The 16852-nt window shown below is 48.2% G+C and carries 14 protein-coding genes; 4 read left to right on the top strand and 10 right to left on the bottom strand.

What is annotated here, in order from left to right:
- The first annotated feature begins 170 nt into the window (after window positions 1-170).
- Entirely contained in the window at window positions 171-1157 is a 987-nt protein-coding gene (locus K7B07_RS26965; RefSeq protein ID WP_223713706.1) for an alpha/beta hydrolase, read from the top strand.
- A gap of 125 nt (window positions 1158-1282) precedes the next feature.
- Here the strand turns inward: K7B07_RS26965 and K7B07_RS26970 are convergent, their stop codons facing one another.
- Window positions 1283-1672, bottom strand: a complete 390-nt coding sequence (locus K7B07_RS26970; RefSeq protein ID WP_223713708.1) for a VOC family protein — start codon at window positions 1670-1672, stop codon at window positions 1283-1285.
- 530 nt (window positions 1673-2202) lie between these two features.
- Between K7B07_RS26970 and K7B07_RS26975 the strand changes: the two genes are divergently transcribed.
- Window positions 2203-2598, top strand: a complete 396-nt coding sequence (locus K7B07_RS26975) for a hypothetical protein (RefSeq protein ID WP_223713709.1) — start codon at window positions 2203-2205, stop codon at window positions 2596-2598.
- Between the two features lie 20 nt (window positions 2599-2618).
- Here K7B07_RS26975 and K7B07_RS26980 read toward each other — a convergent pair whose 3' ends face one another.
- The 5 genes from K7B07_RS26980 to K7B07_RS27000 form a co-directional block, all read right to left on the bottom strand.
- Window positions 2619-3128 (bottom strand): CinA family protein, encoded by a 510-nt coding sequence (locus tag K7B07_RS26980; protein ID WP_223713711.1) that lies wholly within the window; start codon window positions 3126-3128, stop codon window positions 2619-2621.
- Window positions 3112-3579, bottom strand: a complete 468-nt coding sequence (locus K7B07_RS26985; protein ID WP_223713713.1) for a low affinity iron permease family protein — start codon at window positions 3577-3579, stop codon at window positions 3112-3114. The genes K7B07_RS26980 and K7B07_RS26985 overlap by 17 nt, the downstream gene beginning before the upstream one ends.
- Before the next feature lie 348 nt (window positions 3580-3927).
- Window positions 3928-4512, bottom strand: a complete 585-nt coding sequence (locus K7B07_RS26990; protein ID WP_223713715.1) for a DUF4142 domain-containing protein — start codon at window positions 4510-4512, stop codon at window positions 3928-3930.
- Window positions 4513-5337: 825 nt separating this feature from the next.
- Window positions 5338-6486, bottom strand: coding sequence for an efflux RND transporter periplasmic adaptor subunit (locus K7B07_RS26995; protein ID WP_223713716.1), 1149 nt, complete (start codon window positions 6484-6486; stop codon window positions 5338-5340).
- Window positions 6487-6506: 20 nt separating this feature from the next.
- A complete protein-coding gene (locus K7B07_RS27000) occupies window positions 6507-10871 on the bottom strand; it encodes a CusA/CzcA family heavy metal efflux RND transporter (RefSeq protein ID WP_223713718.1) in 4365 nt (1454 codons plus the stop codon).
- 192 nt (window positions 10872-11063) lie between these two features.
- Here K7B07_RS27000 and K7B07_RS27005 point away from each other — a divergent pair, with 192 nt between their 5' ends.
- Window positions 11064-11258, top strand: a complete 195-nt coding sequence (locus K7B07_RS27005) for a hypothetical protein (RefSeq protein ID WP_223713720.1) — start codon at window positions 11064-11066, stop codon at window positions 11256-11258.
- Window positions 11259-11603: 345 nt separating this feature from the next.
- Here the strand turns inward: K7B07_RS27005 and K7B07_RS27010 are convergent, their stop codons facing one another.
- Window positions 11604-12941, bottom strand: a complete 1338-nt coding sequence (locus K7B07_RS27010; RefSeq protein ID WP_223713721.1) for a Gfo/Idh/MocA family protein — start codon at window positions 12939-12941, stop codon at window positions 11604-11606.
- Window positions 12942-12985: 44 nt separating this feature from the next.
- Window positions 12986-13783: a 3-keto-disaccharide hydrolase gene (locus K7B07_RS27015; protein ID WP_223713723.1), complete on the bottom strand. Its 798-nt coding sequence runs from the start codon at window positions 13781-13783 to the stop codon at window positions 12986-12988.
- A 292-nt stretch (window positions 13784-14075) separates the two neighbouring features.
- Between K7B07_RS27015 and K7B07_RS27020 the strand changes: the two genes are divergently transcribed.
- Window positions 14076-14534, top strand: a complete 459-nt coding sequence (locus K7B07_RS27020) for an NUDIX hydrolase (RefSeq protein WP_223713724.1) — start codon at window positions 14076-14078, stop codon at window positions 14532-14534.
- 39 nt (window positions 14535-14573) lie between these two features.
- On the opposite strand, the gene K7B07_RS27025 is transcribed toward K7B07_RS27020, so the two are convergent.
- A complete protein-coding gene (locus K7B07_RS27025) occupies window positions 14574-15515 on the bottom strand; it encodes a YihY/virulence factor BrkB family protein (RefSeq protein WP_223713726.1) in 942 nt (313 codons plus the stop codon).
- Between the two features lie 458 nt (window positions 15516-15973).
- Entirely contained in the window at window positions 15974-16849 is an 876-nt protein-coding gene (locus K7B07_RS27030) for a heparin lyase I family protein (protein WP_223713728.1), read from the bottom strand.
- Between the last annotated feature and the right edge of the window lie 3 nt (window positions 16850-16852).

Below are 16852 nucleotides of genomic sequence, written 5' to 3' on the forward strand. Positions count from 1 at the left end.
AAAAATCAAAAAGCCGGCAAACATACCGGCTTAACCTGGCTGAATCCATCTCCTCAGGAGAAAAAATACAATGATATACTCCTTGCTTCCATTGGCGGCCCGGTATTTGCTTTTTAGTTTTGTACGATCAATTAATTTATCTGATTCATTCACCTTTAAACCGCCCGGTTATGACACAGGAACAAGCGGCTGCCGACGCAGCAAACGATCCGAAAATCTATAAGGAGGTCCGCAGTTTTTTAAAAGCACTTAACACCGGCGACGGCAAACCCATAGAAGAATTGTCACCCGCAGCAGCGCGGCAGGTATTGGTGGATGCTCAAAAATCAGTGAAGATGAATGACTCCGGTATCGAGGAACAGGAAAAAAACATTACGCAGAACGGGCTTAGCGTAAACATCCATATCGTAAAACCCAGGGGAGCAACCGGAGATCTGCCCGTATTTATCTTTATACACGGAGGCGGCTGGGTACTGGGCGATTATCCCACGCACCGGCGCCTGGTGCGCGACCTGGTGGTGGAAAGTGGGGCGGCAGCGGTATTTCCGGATTATACGCCATCGCCGGAGGCCCAATATCCCACAGCCATTAATGAAATTTATGCGGCCACACAATGGGTAGCCGAGCATGGAAGTGAAATTGGCGTGGACGGAAAGAACCTGGCTATTGCCGGTAACAGCGTGGGAGGTGATATGACAGCCGCCATTACCCTGATGGCAAAAGACAAAAATGGACCGGCCATAAAAGCCCAGGTACTTTTGTGGCCGGTAACAGATGCCGGTTTTGATACACCTTCCTATAATCTTTTTGCGAAGGATCGCTTTCTTACCAGGAATATGATGCAATGGTTCTGGGATAACTACACCACAAATCCGGAGGACCGTAAACACAAATATGCTTCACCGCTGCAGGCGCGGCCGGAAGAGCTGGAGGGGCTGCCCCCTGCCCTGGTACAAACTGCAGAAAATGATGTACTGCGCGATGAGGGCGAGGCCTATGCGCGCAAGTTGAATGAAGCCGGCGTACCTGTAACACACACCCGCTACCAGGGGATGATCCATGATTATGGGATGCTGAACCCGTTGGCACATATTCCCGCAGTACAAACCGCCGTATTGCAGGCTGCAGCATTTATCAAAAAGCAGTTGTTTGCTTAGATGAGGGAACTGAAAATGGTACGACCGTAATCTCATTTTCCGCAGGGCAGTGATAAGCGTTGCCACGGATGCATACCGGTACTGATGCTCCGGATAGTTGTCCGATCAGGAAACAACCGATAAACTTATATCTTTTGCTGCACCTGCCAGTAATGCCCAAAGGGGTCTTTGACTACACCCTGCCGGTATCCGTATTCATAATCCTGTGCCGGATTGATTTCCACAGCACCGGCGCTGATGGCATGTTTCATTACGGAATCCACATCAGCAACAAAAAGGCCGATACAAACCGTGGTACCGTTGTGTACATCAGGTGAAAAATAACAGGAGGCTGAGGTAGTTTCGTGCAGATGAAATAAGGTTCCGCTGATGCTTAGCTCGGATACATGAATGCTGCCGTCTTCATTGGAGAAGCGCCGCAGCTCGACAGCACCGAATGCCCTTTCATAAAAAGAAACATCGCGTACGCCATTGGGGATAAAAAGCTCGGGAGCAAAAAAGGTATCGTTGTTCATTACTCTAAAGTAATAAAAAGAAATCCTGATTGCAAAAGAAGGTATTACCGTTTAAAGTGCCGGCAGACAGTCTGCCGGCAATCAGCAACCAGCCCGTATCGCCCGCCTCTGGTTTCAGTGTCCTCCTTTTAACCACTAACGCACCCTAAACATCAATGGCACAGAAGAACTCTGTGCCATTTGAAAGTGGTGCATAAGTTGAGCTATGGACATACTGATAGTAAATGCAAACTGCTAACCTTATAACCAATGAATCGAATGCTGTATGGATCATGTATCCATGCTGAATAACGCTAAGAGGTTAATATACTTTTAACAAATTCCTTGCCAGATTCATCTTCACAGCCAGGGGACATCAATAAAAAATTATTTTACGCTTAAAAAAAACAACTCCTGTGCTGCTGCCGTTCCTTTTGTTTTCGTCAAATGATCTTCAATACCCATTTAGGAGAAACGCCTTAATACGCCCTGTTGCGGCCAAACATGGCAATACCTGCTTGTTTTGGTGCTATTCTTGAACCCGGAAGGGTATGGACCTTTCCGGTTTGATCATACAAAAAATAAAAGACACCGGCGCCATCTCCTTCAGGGATTATATGGAATTGTGTCTGTATCATCCCCTGCTGGGCTATTACACCGCAGAGGAGCACCCCACGGCACCACAAGAAGATTTTTATACCTGCGCCACACTTACTCCTGCCTTCGGAATCATAATAGCCAGGCAGCTGGAGGAAATTTGCGGTTTTACGCTTCAGTCGGGCTTCCTGTTGTCGCAAACAGTGCTTATGGGCATGGGCAGCCGCATGAAAGTACTGATACAGGAGAAAGGGGGCGGCTTCAAAAAACTTTCCGGACTAAAGATGGACCCTTCGCCGGAAGGTATACCTGCAGCAACAGTGTTAAAGGAATCGGTAAAACCGATATAAACAACCGTGCCTGACGGTAATCATTCTTCACGCTTATTGTTTGAAGTCCGCAACATTCGTATGATCGTCCTTGCGATCTGTTCAATGGTCCCATCAATTATTTCATCCGCGCTGCCTTTAAAGATCTTGCACCGGTCGATGATATTTTTTTTAAATTCGATACAATAGAACATGGTACCCACAGGCTTTCCCGGCCTTTCGCTTCCGCCGGGGGTTGTAAGTCCGGTAACAGCCACGGAAATATCCGCCTTCATAAGCGCCCTGATCCGGAGGGCCATTTCGCGGGTCACTTCTTTCGACTCGGGACTGTAGCGTTCCACCAATGCAACGGGCACTTTCAGGATCTTTTCTTTTATGGCAGCATCATAACTTATCAATCCCCCCTTCAACACGGTCCCGGAATATTCCGTTTGTGAAAAAGCATAGGCCAGCTTACCTGCCGTAGCACTTTCAGCACTCGCCATAGTAAGTTGCTGTTCCGCCATCAGGCGGCTGCAGGTTTCAATAACCGTTTCATGCTGCTTTATCATCGCCGGTTACAGAGCTTTTAATTTTAAGCCGGTGCAGCGCTTCCGCAGCATCAATGGAATGCGAGGTATGCAGGTCTTTTTCCTTTGCCATAGCATCTGCCAGTTTTTGATAGTACTTATGCAGCGTATCCAGTTCCTGCTCGTTCAGGTCTTCCACATCTACCAGCCGGTTACTGGCCATCCTGCTGGCAGCGATCAGTTCATTCAGTTTTAACTGGATGGCTTTGGAATCTTTATTCTGTGTTTTTTGAATAAGAAATACCATAAGGAAGGTTATAATGGTAGTGCCTGTATTTATGACCAGCTGCCAGGTATCGGAGAACCCGAACACCGGGCCCGAAATCCCCCATACCAGTATCACGCCTGCCGCAATACCAAAGGCTGCGGACGAACCCGTCCAGCGGGTTACTTTATTAGCAGCACTTTCAAACCAGGAAGCTTTTGCTTTCATATTGCATGTTTCAAAAAGGCATTAGAAAATCATGCCATTCCTTTTTATAAATGACCGCAAAAAAAGACTCCGGAAGCCAGGAGCCGGAAGACCATTACCGGACGGATGCGCTGTTTCCTGTTGCGCTGCCAGACCTGCCCGGCAAAAAATCTTTATCAGACTCGCAATCCCAAAGAACGCATCTACATTAAGATAAGCGGGCCTGAAAACCGGTATCCTCGGGTACGCTGTCAATAAAAACACACAGACGAGGGATATCCCGGAACTGTATAATGACCGGTGCGCCGCATCTGCATTATCTGTTATGGTCACTTACTTCAACGATCAGCCTGACACCGAACTATGGAGTTATTTTGCCTTATCCAGACTTTTACTTTGTTCAAGATGGGTTCTCAATACAGGAAGCGTCTTATCAATAAACGCTTTGATATCGGCGTCCTTGACATTTTTCTGGCCGTCTTCAAAAAGTTTTACAGTCGCCTCATGATCTTTTACCATTTGTTTGATGTAGGCCTTATCAAAATCGGCAGCGCTCTTTGAGGTCAGATCGGCCTCTGTCTTTTGATTTGCTTCACTGGGCGCAGCCGGCAGGGTTATATTCTTACTTGCTGCCAATGTTTTCAATTCTTCGTTGGCTTTGGAGTGATCGGTCACCATCATTTGACCGAACTCTTTTACTTTCGGATCCGTAGCCTTACTTTGGGCAAGCTGCCCCAGCTGTACTTCAGCCATTCCGCCGTTTGCTGCGTCCACTGCAAATTTAGCATCGTCCTCTGCAGGAGCTGCCATCGGTATACCGGCCGACTGCGCACTATCGGTCACCGCTTCATTCACACTGTCTGCCTTGGCTGCCGGGTCATTGGAGTTTTGTCCGCCGCAGCTCCATAGGAAAATTGCAGTGGCGGTGATCAGGAGTTTGTTTGTTGTTTTCATACATATAATTTTTAAAATGCTTTAACGGGTCATCAAGAAGCAGGTACTGCTTAGCGATCCCGGCAATAGTAAAATACAATTATCGTTCCTGTATACTACCGGCCTCCGGAACGCTTCCACTTATATTCACAGCCTAAAACATTCGCTTTTCCATACACATTCGTTGAAAAAACGGGGAATATATTCCACAGTTTCGTACGACCACATTAGCACTCCTGTTATTTTTTTTTACCTGACCGGGATGGATATTAGATCAAATACGACGCAAAAAATCGGTACACAAAAGATGGAAAGTATAAAGTGTTTAAGGCAAAAATCACCGATGATACTTCAGCAGTCCGAATCCACTCAGTATATTAAAGTGTACGGCTCACATGTAGATAACCAGCTAATGATTGTCTTCCCCTTGGGTAAAACGCTGAATGCATCGTTACCCTTCGGTATTACAAAATAGCATCTTTTTAATCAGCAGTTCGTTCCCGGCCGGTCAGCGGAAGCCCTTATACTGATGAATGCCAGGGCGGCGATAAGCAGAAATTGCAACAACTGCCCATAAAGGGACGCCCCATTCAGTACTCCATGCCCGCTGCGTTGCATATAAATATTCTATATAAATAAAGCAGTTAACATTTTTTGTACTGGCCTTTAATAAGTTGTATACCAGTAAATGGTACCGTACCCGCATTTTTCTTTTTTTTAATAAAAAAATACAATAATCTTCACCCCAGCGCGTTTAATAAGTTACAAAGTCCGAAAATTAAATTTTCTCATAAGCAGTTAGTTTTGGTTGCGACCCCTGTTTCCACAGGGGTCTATCTTTTTATGCTACTCTTCCTCTCCGGTATTTTTCATTTTCATCAGCAGCGAATAAGCATTCCTGCTCACGATCTGTCCGGCGGGAAGCGTTGACTTTATTTCTGTATAATCGCCGTTAACACTGCCGACATCCACCGGCTCCATACGAAATTCGCCCTGGCCTCTAGCCATAAAAACGTAGTTCTTATTCTCCCACCGAACTACCGCATCGTTGGGTACAGCAGTTACCTTTGCATTATCCAGCTCCACTTCCGCATTCATAAACATACCCGGCAGCAAGCGTTTATCGTAGCGGTCAAAATGGCAATGCACCTCCGCGGAACGGTCCTGACCAATATTTTTCGTGATCAGGTGGATGCGTGCACCGTATTTCTCATTAGGATTATTATTGGTATAGCAGCTGACCCGCTGTCCTTTTACAAGGTCCAATACATCTTTTTCAAATACGGTAAGACTCAGATGAATATCTCCGGGGTTGATGAGTTCAAACAGCACATCGGTAGGACTTACATATTTGCCGGGATTCACATTTACTTTTGTTACAAAACCACTGAGCGGTGAATAAATGTTCACCCGGCTGGTAATGGTATGGTCCGTAAGGCGATCCGGATTGACATGGATCAATTGCAACTTTTCTGCCAGCGAGCGGACCAGCACCCGCTGACTTTCATAATCGCTTTTTACCTGTTGAAACACCTTATCGCTATTGGCTTTTGAAGCATTCAGTTCTTTCTGCCGGTTAAAATCGGTTTCCAGGAAGCCTAACTTGCTTCTGGCCATCAGGTAATCCTGTTGCAGTTGTATGTACTGCGGGTCCTCCAGCACGGCCAGCACCTGCCCCCTGCTCACCTGCATACCGGGCAGCAGCTTCATGCTTTTTAGATAGCCTCCCAGCGGCATGCTTACTGAAACAATATTCTGCGGCGGCACATCTATCACCCCGTTTACTTTTAATAACGTATGCATTTCCTTTGCTTCCGGTCCGGCCAGTTCTATTCCGGCATTCCGGATCTGTTCCGCCGTTAAACGCACATTATTTTCAGACGGTGCTGCCGCGGTCGTTTTATTTTTTTCGTTTTGTTTTGACGCTGGCTGGCCCTGCTTACAGGCTGCAAACAAACTGCAAACACCCAATACCAGTAATAATATCTTTTGCATAACGATGCTCTTTTTTATGATCAATTGATTCCACTTAATTTTTCCACCGTAAAGGCCGATTGGTTGAGTTGCTCCACCATTTCAAAATAACGGCTGCGCGTTTCCAGCGCCTGGTTCACCAGTATCACCCAGTCGAGATAGCTGATCTCCCCGCTGTTCATTCTTTTGGAGGCCCCGTTAATAACGGTTGCTGCATTCCTTAATAACACATGCTGGTAGTTGCGCACCAGTCCGCTGTTGCGCGTATAAATACGTATTGCATTCAGCAGATCCGTATTCAGCTGCTGCCGCACCGTCTTTAACTCCTGTTCCCGTTGCTGCAACAGGATGGCCGCCGACCGTATACGGGAACGCTGTGCCCCTGCAAATAACGGGATGCCGATGCCTACATTTACCGCAGAGAAGCGGTTACCCCCATTAAAGTAGGTCTCTGCATCTCCTACCCGCTGATATCCGATGATGCTGGTATTACTATAACCCAGGTTCAGCGTGGGCAGCATGCGGCTTTTCTCCAGCCGGTAAAGCTGCGCCGTGCGCTGCGTTTCAAACTGCTGTAGTTCTATGGTCGGGGTATGATCAATAACAGCCGTATCCGGAAGATGATCCAGCCGGTAGTTAATATCATCACCAACCGGCACCAGGGGGGCTGCTGTATTTAAAACCATGCGGAACCGGCTCAGCGTTGCCTCATAATCCCCCCGCAGCAATGCCAGTTGATTGGCGACCTGGAACCGAAGGTTCTCTGCAGTGGATTTTTCCAGACTGTCCACGTCACCCAGCTTCAACCGTAAGTCAGATTTTTTCAACACTTCTGCATACATGCTGTCGGCCTCCAGCAGCAGCCGCTCTTGTTGTTGCATTACCAGCAGGGAATAGAACAACTGCTTTACCAACATCTTTACTTCTGTTTCCTTAAGCCGGACGGCAGCCTGACTGATGTTGACATTGGTATTGTTCACATTCCGCTGATGCCGGTAAACCGCAGGAAACTGAAAAGCCTGCGATACGGTGAACCGGTTGTCATTGGCCCCACTGTTGATCTTTCCATATTCAACCCCCAGCTCCGTCTTATCTATATCCACGGCACTCCGTTCCAGCGCACGGTAATATTGCACTCCCGTTTTTGACACCTGCAGGGAAAGATTGTTCTTGAGGGCCGTGTCCACCGCCTGTTGCAAACTAACGGACTGCTGCGCCGGGGCCGCAGCGGGAAGCAGGAACAGTACCAGCAGACCAACCGCAACGGATCGTTTTACGAGCCGGAAATAGCGGAATCCTTTTTCAAACAGGATATAAAGTACCGGCAGAACGAAAAGGGTGAGCAGCGTAGAAATAATGAGACCTCCTATTACCACCGTCGCCAGCGGTTTCTGCACCTCGGCACCTGCACCCTGGCTAACGGCCATCGGGATAAAACCCAGCGAAGGCACCAACGCCGTCATCAGCACTGCACGCAGCTTTGATTTTGTGGCATGCATAACGATCCGCTTCACATCATCCCAGCCCTCTTTTTTCAACCGGTTAAATTCTGTTACCAGCAGGATCCCGTTCAGCACCGCCACTCCAAAGAGTGCTATAAAACCAACTCCTGCAGAAATACTGAAGGGCATGTCCCGGATCCACAACGCCAGGATCCCCCCGATCGCCGAAAGCGGGATGGCGGTATAGATCAGCAGCCCCTGTTTTACCGAATTAAATGCAAAGTATAATAACAGGAAGATCATGATAAGCGCAATAGGCACCACGATGCCCAGGCGTTGTTTGGCAGCTGTCAGGTTTTCAAAGGCTCCGCCATAAACAATAGAATATCCCAATGGCAGTTTGAGCTGCGTTGCCACTTTTTGCTGAAGCTCTGTAACCATACTTTGTACATCCCTTCCATTAACATTAAATCCTACAATGATCCGTCTCCGGGTGTTTTCCCGCTGGATCTGGTTGGGGCCTTCTATCTCCGACACACGGGCCACCTGTTCCAGCGGAATCTGCAGGCCATTGGCAGTGGGGATCAGCAGTCGCTGCACATCTGTAATATTCTTACGGGATTCGCCAGCCAGGCGTACCACCATGTCAAACCTTTTTTCACCCTCGTAAACCAATCCCGTGGTCTGCCCTGCAAAAGCGGTATTTACCACGCGGTTGATGTCACTTACATTCAGCCCGTAGGTAGCCATGGCATCGCGGTCGTAATGTATGACCACCTGCGGCATACCGGTAACGGTTTCCACATACAGGTTGATCGCGCCCTCCACTGTCTTTATCACTTCGCTGAGCTGGTGTGCATACCATGCCAGGGAGTCCAGGTCTTCTCCAAATATCTTGCAGACCACATCCTGTCTTGCACCCGTCATCAATTCGTTAAAACGCATTTGCACCGGGAACTGGAAGCCCACGCTTACACCGGGCACTACAGACAGTTCCTTTGTCATCTTTTCTGCCAGTTCATCAAAGGAATGCGCAGAGGTCCATTCCTTTTTATCTTTCAATATCACCATCATATCGCTTGCCTCCAGCGGCATGGGATCTGTTGGGATCTCAGCACTGCCGATCTTGGTCACCACCTTTTCCACTTCAGGAAATTTTTTAAGCAGGATACCCGCTGTCTTTTGCGTCGCATCAATGGTCGTGTTCAGATTGCTTCCGGTAAGCAAACGGGTTTCTACAGCAAAGTCGCCCTCTTCCAGCTCCGGTATGAACTCCCCGCCCATTTTGCCAAGCAGATAAACAGCGATCGCAAAGAGCACCAGCGTGGTAGCGATAACCGTTCGGGGTAACTGCAGCATACGTTTCAGCAATGGCTGGTAGCGGCGTTCCAGCCAACCCATCATCCGGTCGGCCAGGGTACGTTTGTGGCGGATCTTTTTGCTGAGGCATAATGCACTCATCATCGGTACATAGGTCACCGACAGGATAAATGCCCCCAGGATGGCAAAGGCTACCGTGAACGCCATCGGTTTGAACATTTTGCCTTCAATGCCCTGGAGGGAGAGTATGGGGAAGTATACGATCAGGATAATGATCTGACTGAAGACAGCAGATTTGATCATATTTCCGGTTGAGGCGTTCACCTCCGCATCCATGGTATGCTGGGTAATCACACCTGTGTTCCTGAAATGCCGGGAATGGGAAAAGCGGTGCAGGATGGCCTCCACCACGATGACCGTACCATCAACGATAAGACCGAAATCGATCGCACCGAGGCTCATCAGGTTACCTCCTACCCCAAACTTATTCATAAGTATGATGGCGAACAGCATGGACAGGGGGATAACGGAAGAAACAATAAGCCCTGCGCGCAGATTGCCCAGGAAGAAAACAAGGACAAACACCACGATTAACGCGCCTTCGACAAGATTGGTTTCCACCGTCTTTATCGCATTATTCACCATCTTGGTACGGTCGAGGAAGGGTTCAATCACCACACCCTCGGGCAATGATTGCTGTATTTCCGCCACTTTTTCCTTTACCCGTTTTATCACTGCCGACGAGTTCTCCCCCTTCAGCATCATCACCACAGCTCCGGCCACCTCCCCTTTGTCGTTAAAGGTCATGGCACCATACCGGGTAGCCGCTCCCAGCCCTACGGCAGCCACATCCCTTATCAGCAGCGGCATGCCGTTGTCCAGGTTCTTTACCACGATCTTTTCGATATCTTCCAGGCCGGTGGTAAGTCCTTCACTGCGTATATACAATACGGTAGGCCCTTTTTCAATATAAGCACCACCGGTGTTCTGGTTGTTCTTTTCCAGCGCATCAAAAACAGCGCCGATGGTGATATTGTACGCCTTAAGCTGTTCCGGCTTTACCGCTATTTCATATTGTTTCAGCTGACCGCCAAAGCTGCTCACATCTGCCACACCCGGCGTGCCCAGCAATTGCCGGCGCACTACCCAGTCCTGCAAAGTGCGTAGCTCCATGGGGCCGTATTTACCTTCATAGCCCGCTTTGGGCCGTACCACATATTGATAAATCTCACCCAACCCCGTGGTAACAGGCGCCATGGCCGGTGACCCTGCTCCCTCGGGAATCTCCTGCTGTACCTGTTGCAGCCGTTCACTGATCTGTTGCCGCGCCCAGTAAACATCCGTTGCATCATCAAACACGATGGTGACCAGCGACAGGCCGAAACGCGAAAAGCTCCGGATCTGTTTCAGGCCCGGAATATTACTGCAGGCCTGTTCTATAGGGAAGGTGATCAGCCGCTCCACATCCGGTGCACCCAGTGCAGGGGAAACCGTGATAACCTGCACCTGATTGTCTGTTATATCTGGTACGGCATCGATGGGCAACCGGCTCACTTCAAAACTGCCCCATCCGATTAGCGCCAGTACCAGCAGACCAACAATCAGCTTATTCTTTACAGAAAAGCTAATAATCTTATTTAGCATAATCTTTTTTCGTTAATTCAAATAGTAAATAATTCCTTCCACCGGCCGGAGCCGGCAGAAAGCACAATAATGATCCTGTAAGAATTAAAAATGGGTCCGCGGCGGACGAAAGAGCGCAGCAAGTGCAGGGTCGGGGATGTTATGGTCCTTTAAAAGAATATAAGGGACACACGAGGTTGTTATAGAAGTACAGTGAATCGAAACAGGTTTTGCAAGCGGTATAAAAGTGTGCTGAATGGTGCCGGACGTAATATTTTTATAGGGGAGCTGACGGTCCCTGTCATCATCATCATCGTTAATATCCGGCCCGCAGTAATGCATACACAAAAACTCAGCTATACCAATACCTTCATTCCGCTGCTGGTGCTCCTGAAAATGTGCCACTAAAGTGGGGAGCTTTAATAATTGGTTAAATGCCGTATTGTGTAACAGAAAAAGAAGCAATAAGAGGCCTGCTCTTTGTCTCATCCGGCAAATATAAAACATGTGGCTTAATGAAACCATCCCTTCTTTAAAAGAGGCGTATTATTTGTTGTTAAGAACATAATGTGCCGCATGCAGCATCGTTATACCAACGTTACTTTTCAATATACGATATATAGTTTATGTAAGATACTGAAACAAGTTCAGAATGACCGCGCGTGTGTTTGTCATTACGGTGATCAACGGCAACTAAAAAAGGTTGTCATTCCGGCCCTGGTTCAGAATGACAACCTCTGACTTGAAGCCGTTCTATACTGCTCCGCCTCCGGCTAAAAACTTATTGGCCTTATCTTCTTTGAAGCGGGCATTTTCGCCATCCCAGTGAAGCGTTTCACCCGGGAACCTTGCAGCGATCACACCCAGCAGGATCACTTCCGTAAGCTTGGCGGCATAAGAGAAGGGTGCGCTGCATTTGGTTGTACCCAGACAGGCATCCACAAATTCATGATAATGCTTGGGGGTCTCCGCATCATAACTGGTAACCGGCTTTCCGGCAGTACCATCGGGATCATATTTCTTGATATCGATGGGAACAAATTTGCCATCCACGATCAGTTTGGGCAGCTGCATAAAGTGCGGCAATAACAACCGCTGACCGTTTTCGCTGATAAACATGGCACCCTGGTCCGGTAAGGCTTCGCCTCCGGGAAGCTCCAGCTCGCTTTGCAGTTCCGGTGCTCCTTTACCATCATACCATACCCACTCCAATGTATCTGCTGTATAAGGTGTTCCGGGAAACACATAGCTTACATGATTTTTTTCCGGGTGACCAAAATCATTGGGAGCACGGCATTCGTTCTTAACGGTAAGCGGCACGCTTAACTTTAATGCATTATAGGGCGTATCAAAAATATGTACGCCCATATCGCCCAGCGTACCACAACCATAGTCGATACATTTTCTCCAGTTACCCGGGTGATAGAGCCCGTTCTTATACGGCCGCTTTTTTGCAGTACCCAGCCACAGATCCCAGTTCAGTCCTGCGGGTACCGGATCGCTCCCCTGTGGTTCGGGGCCGTCATATCCCCAGACCTTCGGCGACCAGGCGATCACTTTTTTTACTTTACCAATGATCCCTTTCTGGATCAGTATCGTAGCCAGCTTGTAATCATAAAAGGAGTGCACCTGGATGCCCATCTGGGTGATCAGGTTCTTTTCAGCAGCCACTGCATCCATTTTTCTTGATTCGGAAATATAATGGGTCAGTGGTTTCTGACAGTACACGTGTTTATTCAGATCCATGGCCGCCAGGGAAACAGGTGCATGTGCATGGTCGGTTGTAGATACCACCACCGCATCGATCTGACTGCCCATGGCTTTGAACATCTCTTTATAGTCGGCGAAAAGTTTTGCCTTTTTATATTTAGCCTTTACTTTATCCAGGGCATTGCTGTCCACGTCGCAAAGCGCCACGATCTCCACAGCCGGGTGTGAAGCAATGGCCATCAGATCACCGTTGCCCATGGCACCAAGTCCTACCTGGGCCACCCTTAATTTTTTATCGGAGTTAAAAGCCGAAGAAGAGAACGGCAGCATAAAAGCAACCGTTCCCGCAGCTGTGGTTTTTATAAAACTTCTTCTTTTCATATGTGTCTTTTTGTTTTAGATTTTAATCTTTAGTAAATGGCTTATTAAAGTGGTCGTACCTTTATGTTTTTAAACCACATAGAGCTTCCGTGATATTGAAAACCGATATAGCCGGTCTTAAATTTTCCGTAATCGGGGCTTTTTGCCCATTTGCCTGATTTTTTACGGGCATACCAGTCGTCCGACCAGGGTTTAAAACTCAATAGCTTTACACCATTCAGCCAGTGCTCGGTACGGCCGGGGGCGACCACGATCTTCGTGGTATTCCATTCACCAACAGGATGCAGCAATTTCCTGGCTTCGTCCGTTGTATGCATGGCATAATCGGCACCGGTCTTTTGCCAGTCCTGTAATTGCTCCGGATGCTCGGCTCCGAACTGAGCGTTGTAATCTTTAAGATCGCTGTGCAGGCGGGCATAGTTGGCATCATCGATCAGCTGGTACTCCGGACTGATGCTGGATGGGGAACCGTAGCCTTCCTTTACATGATAATAGATCCCGCTGTTACCTCCCTCTGCGATCTTCCAGTCTACTGTCAGTTCAAAATATTCAAATTCCTGTCCGCCGAAGATCACGTCGCGTCCGCCTTTGTAGGCCGTATCCGGCTTTGCCGCGTCGTTCATCCACAACATACCGTCGCTGATCGTCCAGCCGGGAGACAGCGTTTTACCATTGTAGCCCCGCCATTTGGAGCTGTTTTGCGGAGCCAGTAAATCGATCACTTTCCCTTCCTGTACAGAATATCCGGCGATGGGTTTTGAGGTTGGTAAAGAGGTACTGTCTGTTCCAAAAATCATAAAAACGGGAGCCAGCAACAGCTGCACCAATGAGAATAACTTCATAAAGGCAAAAAAGATTGATAAGCGATTAAATTGAAGAGCATGTATGCAATGTGGATACAACTGCTAAAATAATAAAATAATCAGTAAAACTATCAAACAAGTTGAACACCGGCGTCAGAACAACACACACATAGAACCCCGGCCATTCGTATTCCATCATCCCCGGTGGCCCGGCCGTTAGAAAAAGAAAAAGTTCCGGTTTTGAAAAAAGAAAAAGCAAAGAAGACCGCAAAAAGGATAAAACACCGGAAAAGATGCCCGCATCAACAGGCGGTGTATTAGCTTTGTCATCATGAAGACAAGCGCTGGCATATTATTATTTAAAAAAAATAAAAACGATCTGTTGTTTTTCCTAGTGCATCCCGGTGGCCCTTTCTGGAAAAATAAGGACCGGGGCGCGTGGTCGATACCCAAGGGAGAACTGGCCGCAGGTGAAGATCCGCTGGAACGTGCCTGCACCGAATTCAGAGAGGAAACCGGGCAGGCGGTTCATGGCATTTTTTTACCCCTGTCCCCTGTGCAACAGAAAGGAGGAAAACGGATCATTGCCTGGGCCCTGGAGGGCGATATTGATACGACGGCATTAAGCAGCAACAGCTTTACCCTTGAATGGCCGCCGCGATCGGGCAGCATGATAGCGGTGCCGGAAGTAGACCGCTGGGAATGGTTCTCCGGCGATGAAGCCCAGCAACGGATCAACCCGGCACAGGTGCCACTCCTGAATGAAGTACAGGCCTTATCCACACAATAGCATTCCGGATACGGGGGAAAAGGACATCGACAACACCGCTTATGCCGCAGGTCCGGGCTCGATGGTTTCCACAACTGTTTTTAAATGAACCGCATATTTTGAGGGCCGGATGCGCATCTGGTAGCGTTCTGCATAGGCTTCCGTAAATTCTGCCCCAAAGTATAAGATCAATGCGGTATAATACACCCAAACCATAAACACTACAACAGAGCCGGCAGCACCAAATACAGCTCCCGTATTGGTTTGGGTAACGTACAGCTGGATCAGGAATTTGCCGACCATAAACAGCACTGCGGTGAACCCGGCCCCCATCAAAGCCGGCTTCCATTTCAACTGTACATCCGGCAACACTTTAAAAATCACGGCAAACAAGAGGGTGATCACAAGGAAGGTGACCACCAGACTCACTACTTTGAAAATAGACAGAGAAGAGAAAGACAGGTATTGCTGTAATTCGTGCTGCAGACCGGTGAGCACGGTGCTGATCACCAGCGACACCAAAAGCAGGAACCCCAGTGAAACGATCAGGGAAAAAGACAGCAGGCGGTTTGCAACCAGTTTCTTCCACCCTTTTTCAGGAACGGCCTTTACATTCCAGATGGTATTGATACTATCCTGTATCTCGGTAAAAACAGCGGTAGCACCTATAATAAGGGTAATTCCGCCAATGATCAGGGCAATCATGTTCTTTCCGCTAAGCTCCGCATTGGCTACAAACAATTCGATATCCCCTGCCAGCTTGGCGCCTACAAAACCGGTCAGCTCGGCGTGCAGTTTACCTTCGATCGCATCCTTACTATAGATGATACTTGCAGTAGCAATAACAATGGTCAGTAAAGGGGCGATCGAAAACACCGTACAGTAAGCCAGCGAAGAACTGAGCTTGGGCACCTTGTCTTCTGAGAACCCTTTTGCAGACGCTTTCAGCAATGCAACGGCTTCCTTAAAAAACAGTTTTATTTTTTTTACAAAGGCAGTCATAGTTATTACCTAAGGTTCTGAATGGATAGAAACAATATTTACCGGCTGCCGCATTCCTGCGGGAGCCACTTCCGGAAAAATCACCGGCCATACCCAACATTTACAACAGAAACCATACCGTTTATAGGTCCGTTGCAGCGCTGCCATACCCGGTGAGAAACCCGTCCGCAAAAATAAGCCGGCAACAGCACACCGTTGTATTTCTGTTAGAAACCGGATATTCTTCCCTTAATAAAATAGCCCCCTGTGGAAACAGGGGGCGCAACCAAAACTAACTGCTTATGAGAAAATTTAATATCTTAACCGGTAACCCGGACTTTGTTCTTTGAATGATAACTTTATTATACAATAACCGTTCCATTTTTTATTTTCAATAAAAAATAATCATTTACGGCTTTCTTACCGGCATCAGCGGGTATGCCGGTTCTTCCGGAAACCACCCAGGGTCCGGAGCCGGTTTAATTTAACGCGATGATCCGGATATCATCATGAAAGGCAATACGGGTAAGTACGTTATCGCCGATGATCACATTGCCGGCGGCGTCCTTGCCCGCCTCCCGGTACACACCCCATTTGATATAGCCATGCTGTCCCTGGAGTCCCGTTCCGGTATAGGTGGCATAATTATTCCGTTCGAGCACCAGGTTATAGCTGGTCTGGCCCGGCAGCCGGGTATAGATCTTTAAATATCCTGTATTGGTATCGGCCCATTTTACATCGATCCGGAAATGGATCCACTGATTGATATAAGAGCGGAAGTCGGCCACCAGGTTATCCTGGAAACTGGTATTGCGTGTTACGATGGCATTGCGCTTGGTAAGGATGCGTACCGGTACCAGCGCCCCGCCTGAAACCTTTAACTGGAAGATATTATCACCATATGCCGGGTTTGCGCTGTTCCACTCTTCCCAATCCTTCAGATAGACACTAAATTCGTACCGGCGTTCATCACCCGGTAAAAAGCGTGCGGCAGCCCCTGCCATATCCGCATCGGATTCACTGCGCCAGGCCTCATTGGAATAATAACCGGTATCTCCAAGGGTAACCTTATGTGCGATGGCATAGTTACTGTTGCCGCCCGGGGTAATCATATACGCCGCATCCGGGGCAGGCGCATTCGTTGGGTTGAGACCCGTAATACCCGAACTGGTCGTGCCGTTTTCATAACTAACATTCAGTATCGTATCACCTGCGGTAAAAAAGGCTGTGGCGCGGCCCGTTGCAGTAATGCTGCCGGCAGCCTGCAGGGCGGCTGGATTGTTCGTTTTTGTACAGGCAGTGGCAAAGGAAAGCACTACCAGGGGCGTTCCAAAGCAAAGGAATCGTTTGTTCATGTT

Origin of the sequence: Niabella beijingensis (assembly GCF_020034665.1) — a bacterium.
In the GTDB taxonomy this organism is placed as follows: domain Bacteria; phylum Bacteroidota; class Bacteroidia; order Chitinophagales; family Chitinophagaceae; genus Niabella; species Niabella beijingensis.

Bases quoted from the DNA above. Each gene is read 5' to 3' on its own strand.
- K7B07_RS26965 (WP_223713706.1), top strand. From the start codon at position 171: ATGACACAGGAACAAGCGGCTGCCGACGCAGCAAACGATCCGAAAATC.
- K7B07_RS26970 (WP_223713708.1), bottom strand. From the start codon at position 1,672: ATGAACAACGATACCTTTTTTGCTCCCGAGCTTTTTATCCCCAATGGC.
- K7B07_RS26975 (WP_223713709.1), top strand. From the start codon at position 2,203: ATGGACCTTTCCGGTTTGATCATACAAAAAATAAAAGACACCGGCGCC.
- K7B07_RS26980 (WP_223713711.1), bottom strand. From the start codon at position 3,128: ATGATAAAGCAGCATGAAACGGTTATTGAAACCTGCAGCCGCCTGATG.
- K7B07_RS26985 (WP_223713713.1), bottom strand. From the start codon at position 3,579: ATGAAAGCAAAAGCTTCCTGGTTTGAAAGTGCTGCTAATAAAGTAACC.
- K7B07_RS26990 (WP_223713715.1), bottom strand. From the start codon at position 4,512: ATGAAAACAACAAACAAACTCCTGATCACCGCCACTGCAATTTTCCTA.
- K7B07_RS26995 (WP_223713716.1), bottom strand. From the start codon at position 6,486: ATGCAAAAGATATTATTACTGGTATTGGGTGTTTGCAGTTTGTTTGCA.
- K7B07_RS27000 (WP_223713718.1), bottom strand. From the start codon at position 10,871: ATGCTAAATAAGATTATTAGCTTTTCTGTAAAGAATAAGCTGATTGTT.
- K7B07_RS27010 (WP_223713721.1), bottom strand. From the start codon at position 12,941: ATGAAAAGAAGAAGTTTTATAAAAACCACAGCTGCGGGAACGGTTGCT.
- K7B07_RS27015 (WP_223713723.1), bottom strand. From the start codon at position 13,783: ATGAAGTTATTCTCATTGGTGCAGCTGTTGCTGGCTCCCGTTTTTATG.
- K7B07_RS27020 (WP_223713724.1), top strand. From the start codon at position 14,076: ATGAAGACAAGCGCTGGCATATTATTATTTAAAAAAAATAAAAACGAT.
- K7B07_RS27025 (WP_223713726.1), bottom strand. From the start codon at position 15,515: ATGACTGCCTTTGTAAAAAAAATAAAACTGTTTTTTAAGGAAGCCGTT.
- K7B07_RS27030 (WP_223713728.1), bottom strand. From the start codon at position 16,849: ATGAACAAACGATTCCTTTGCTTTGGAACGCCCCTGGTAGTGCTTTCC.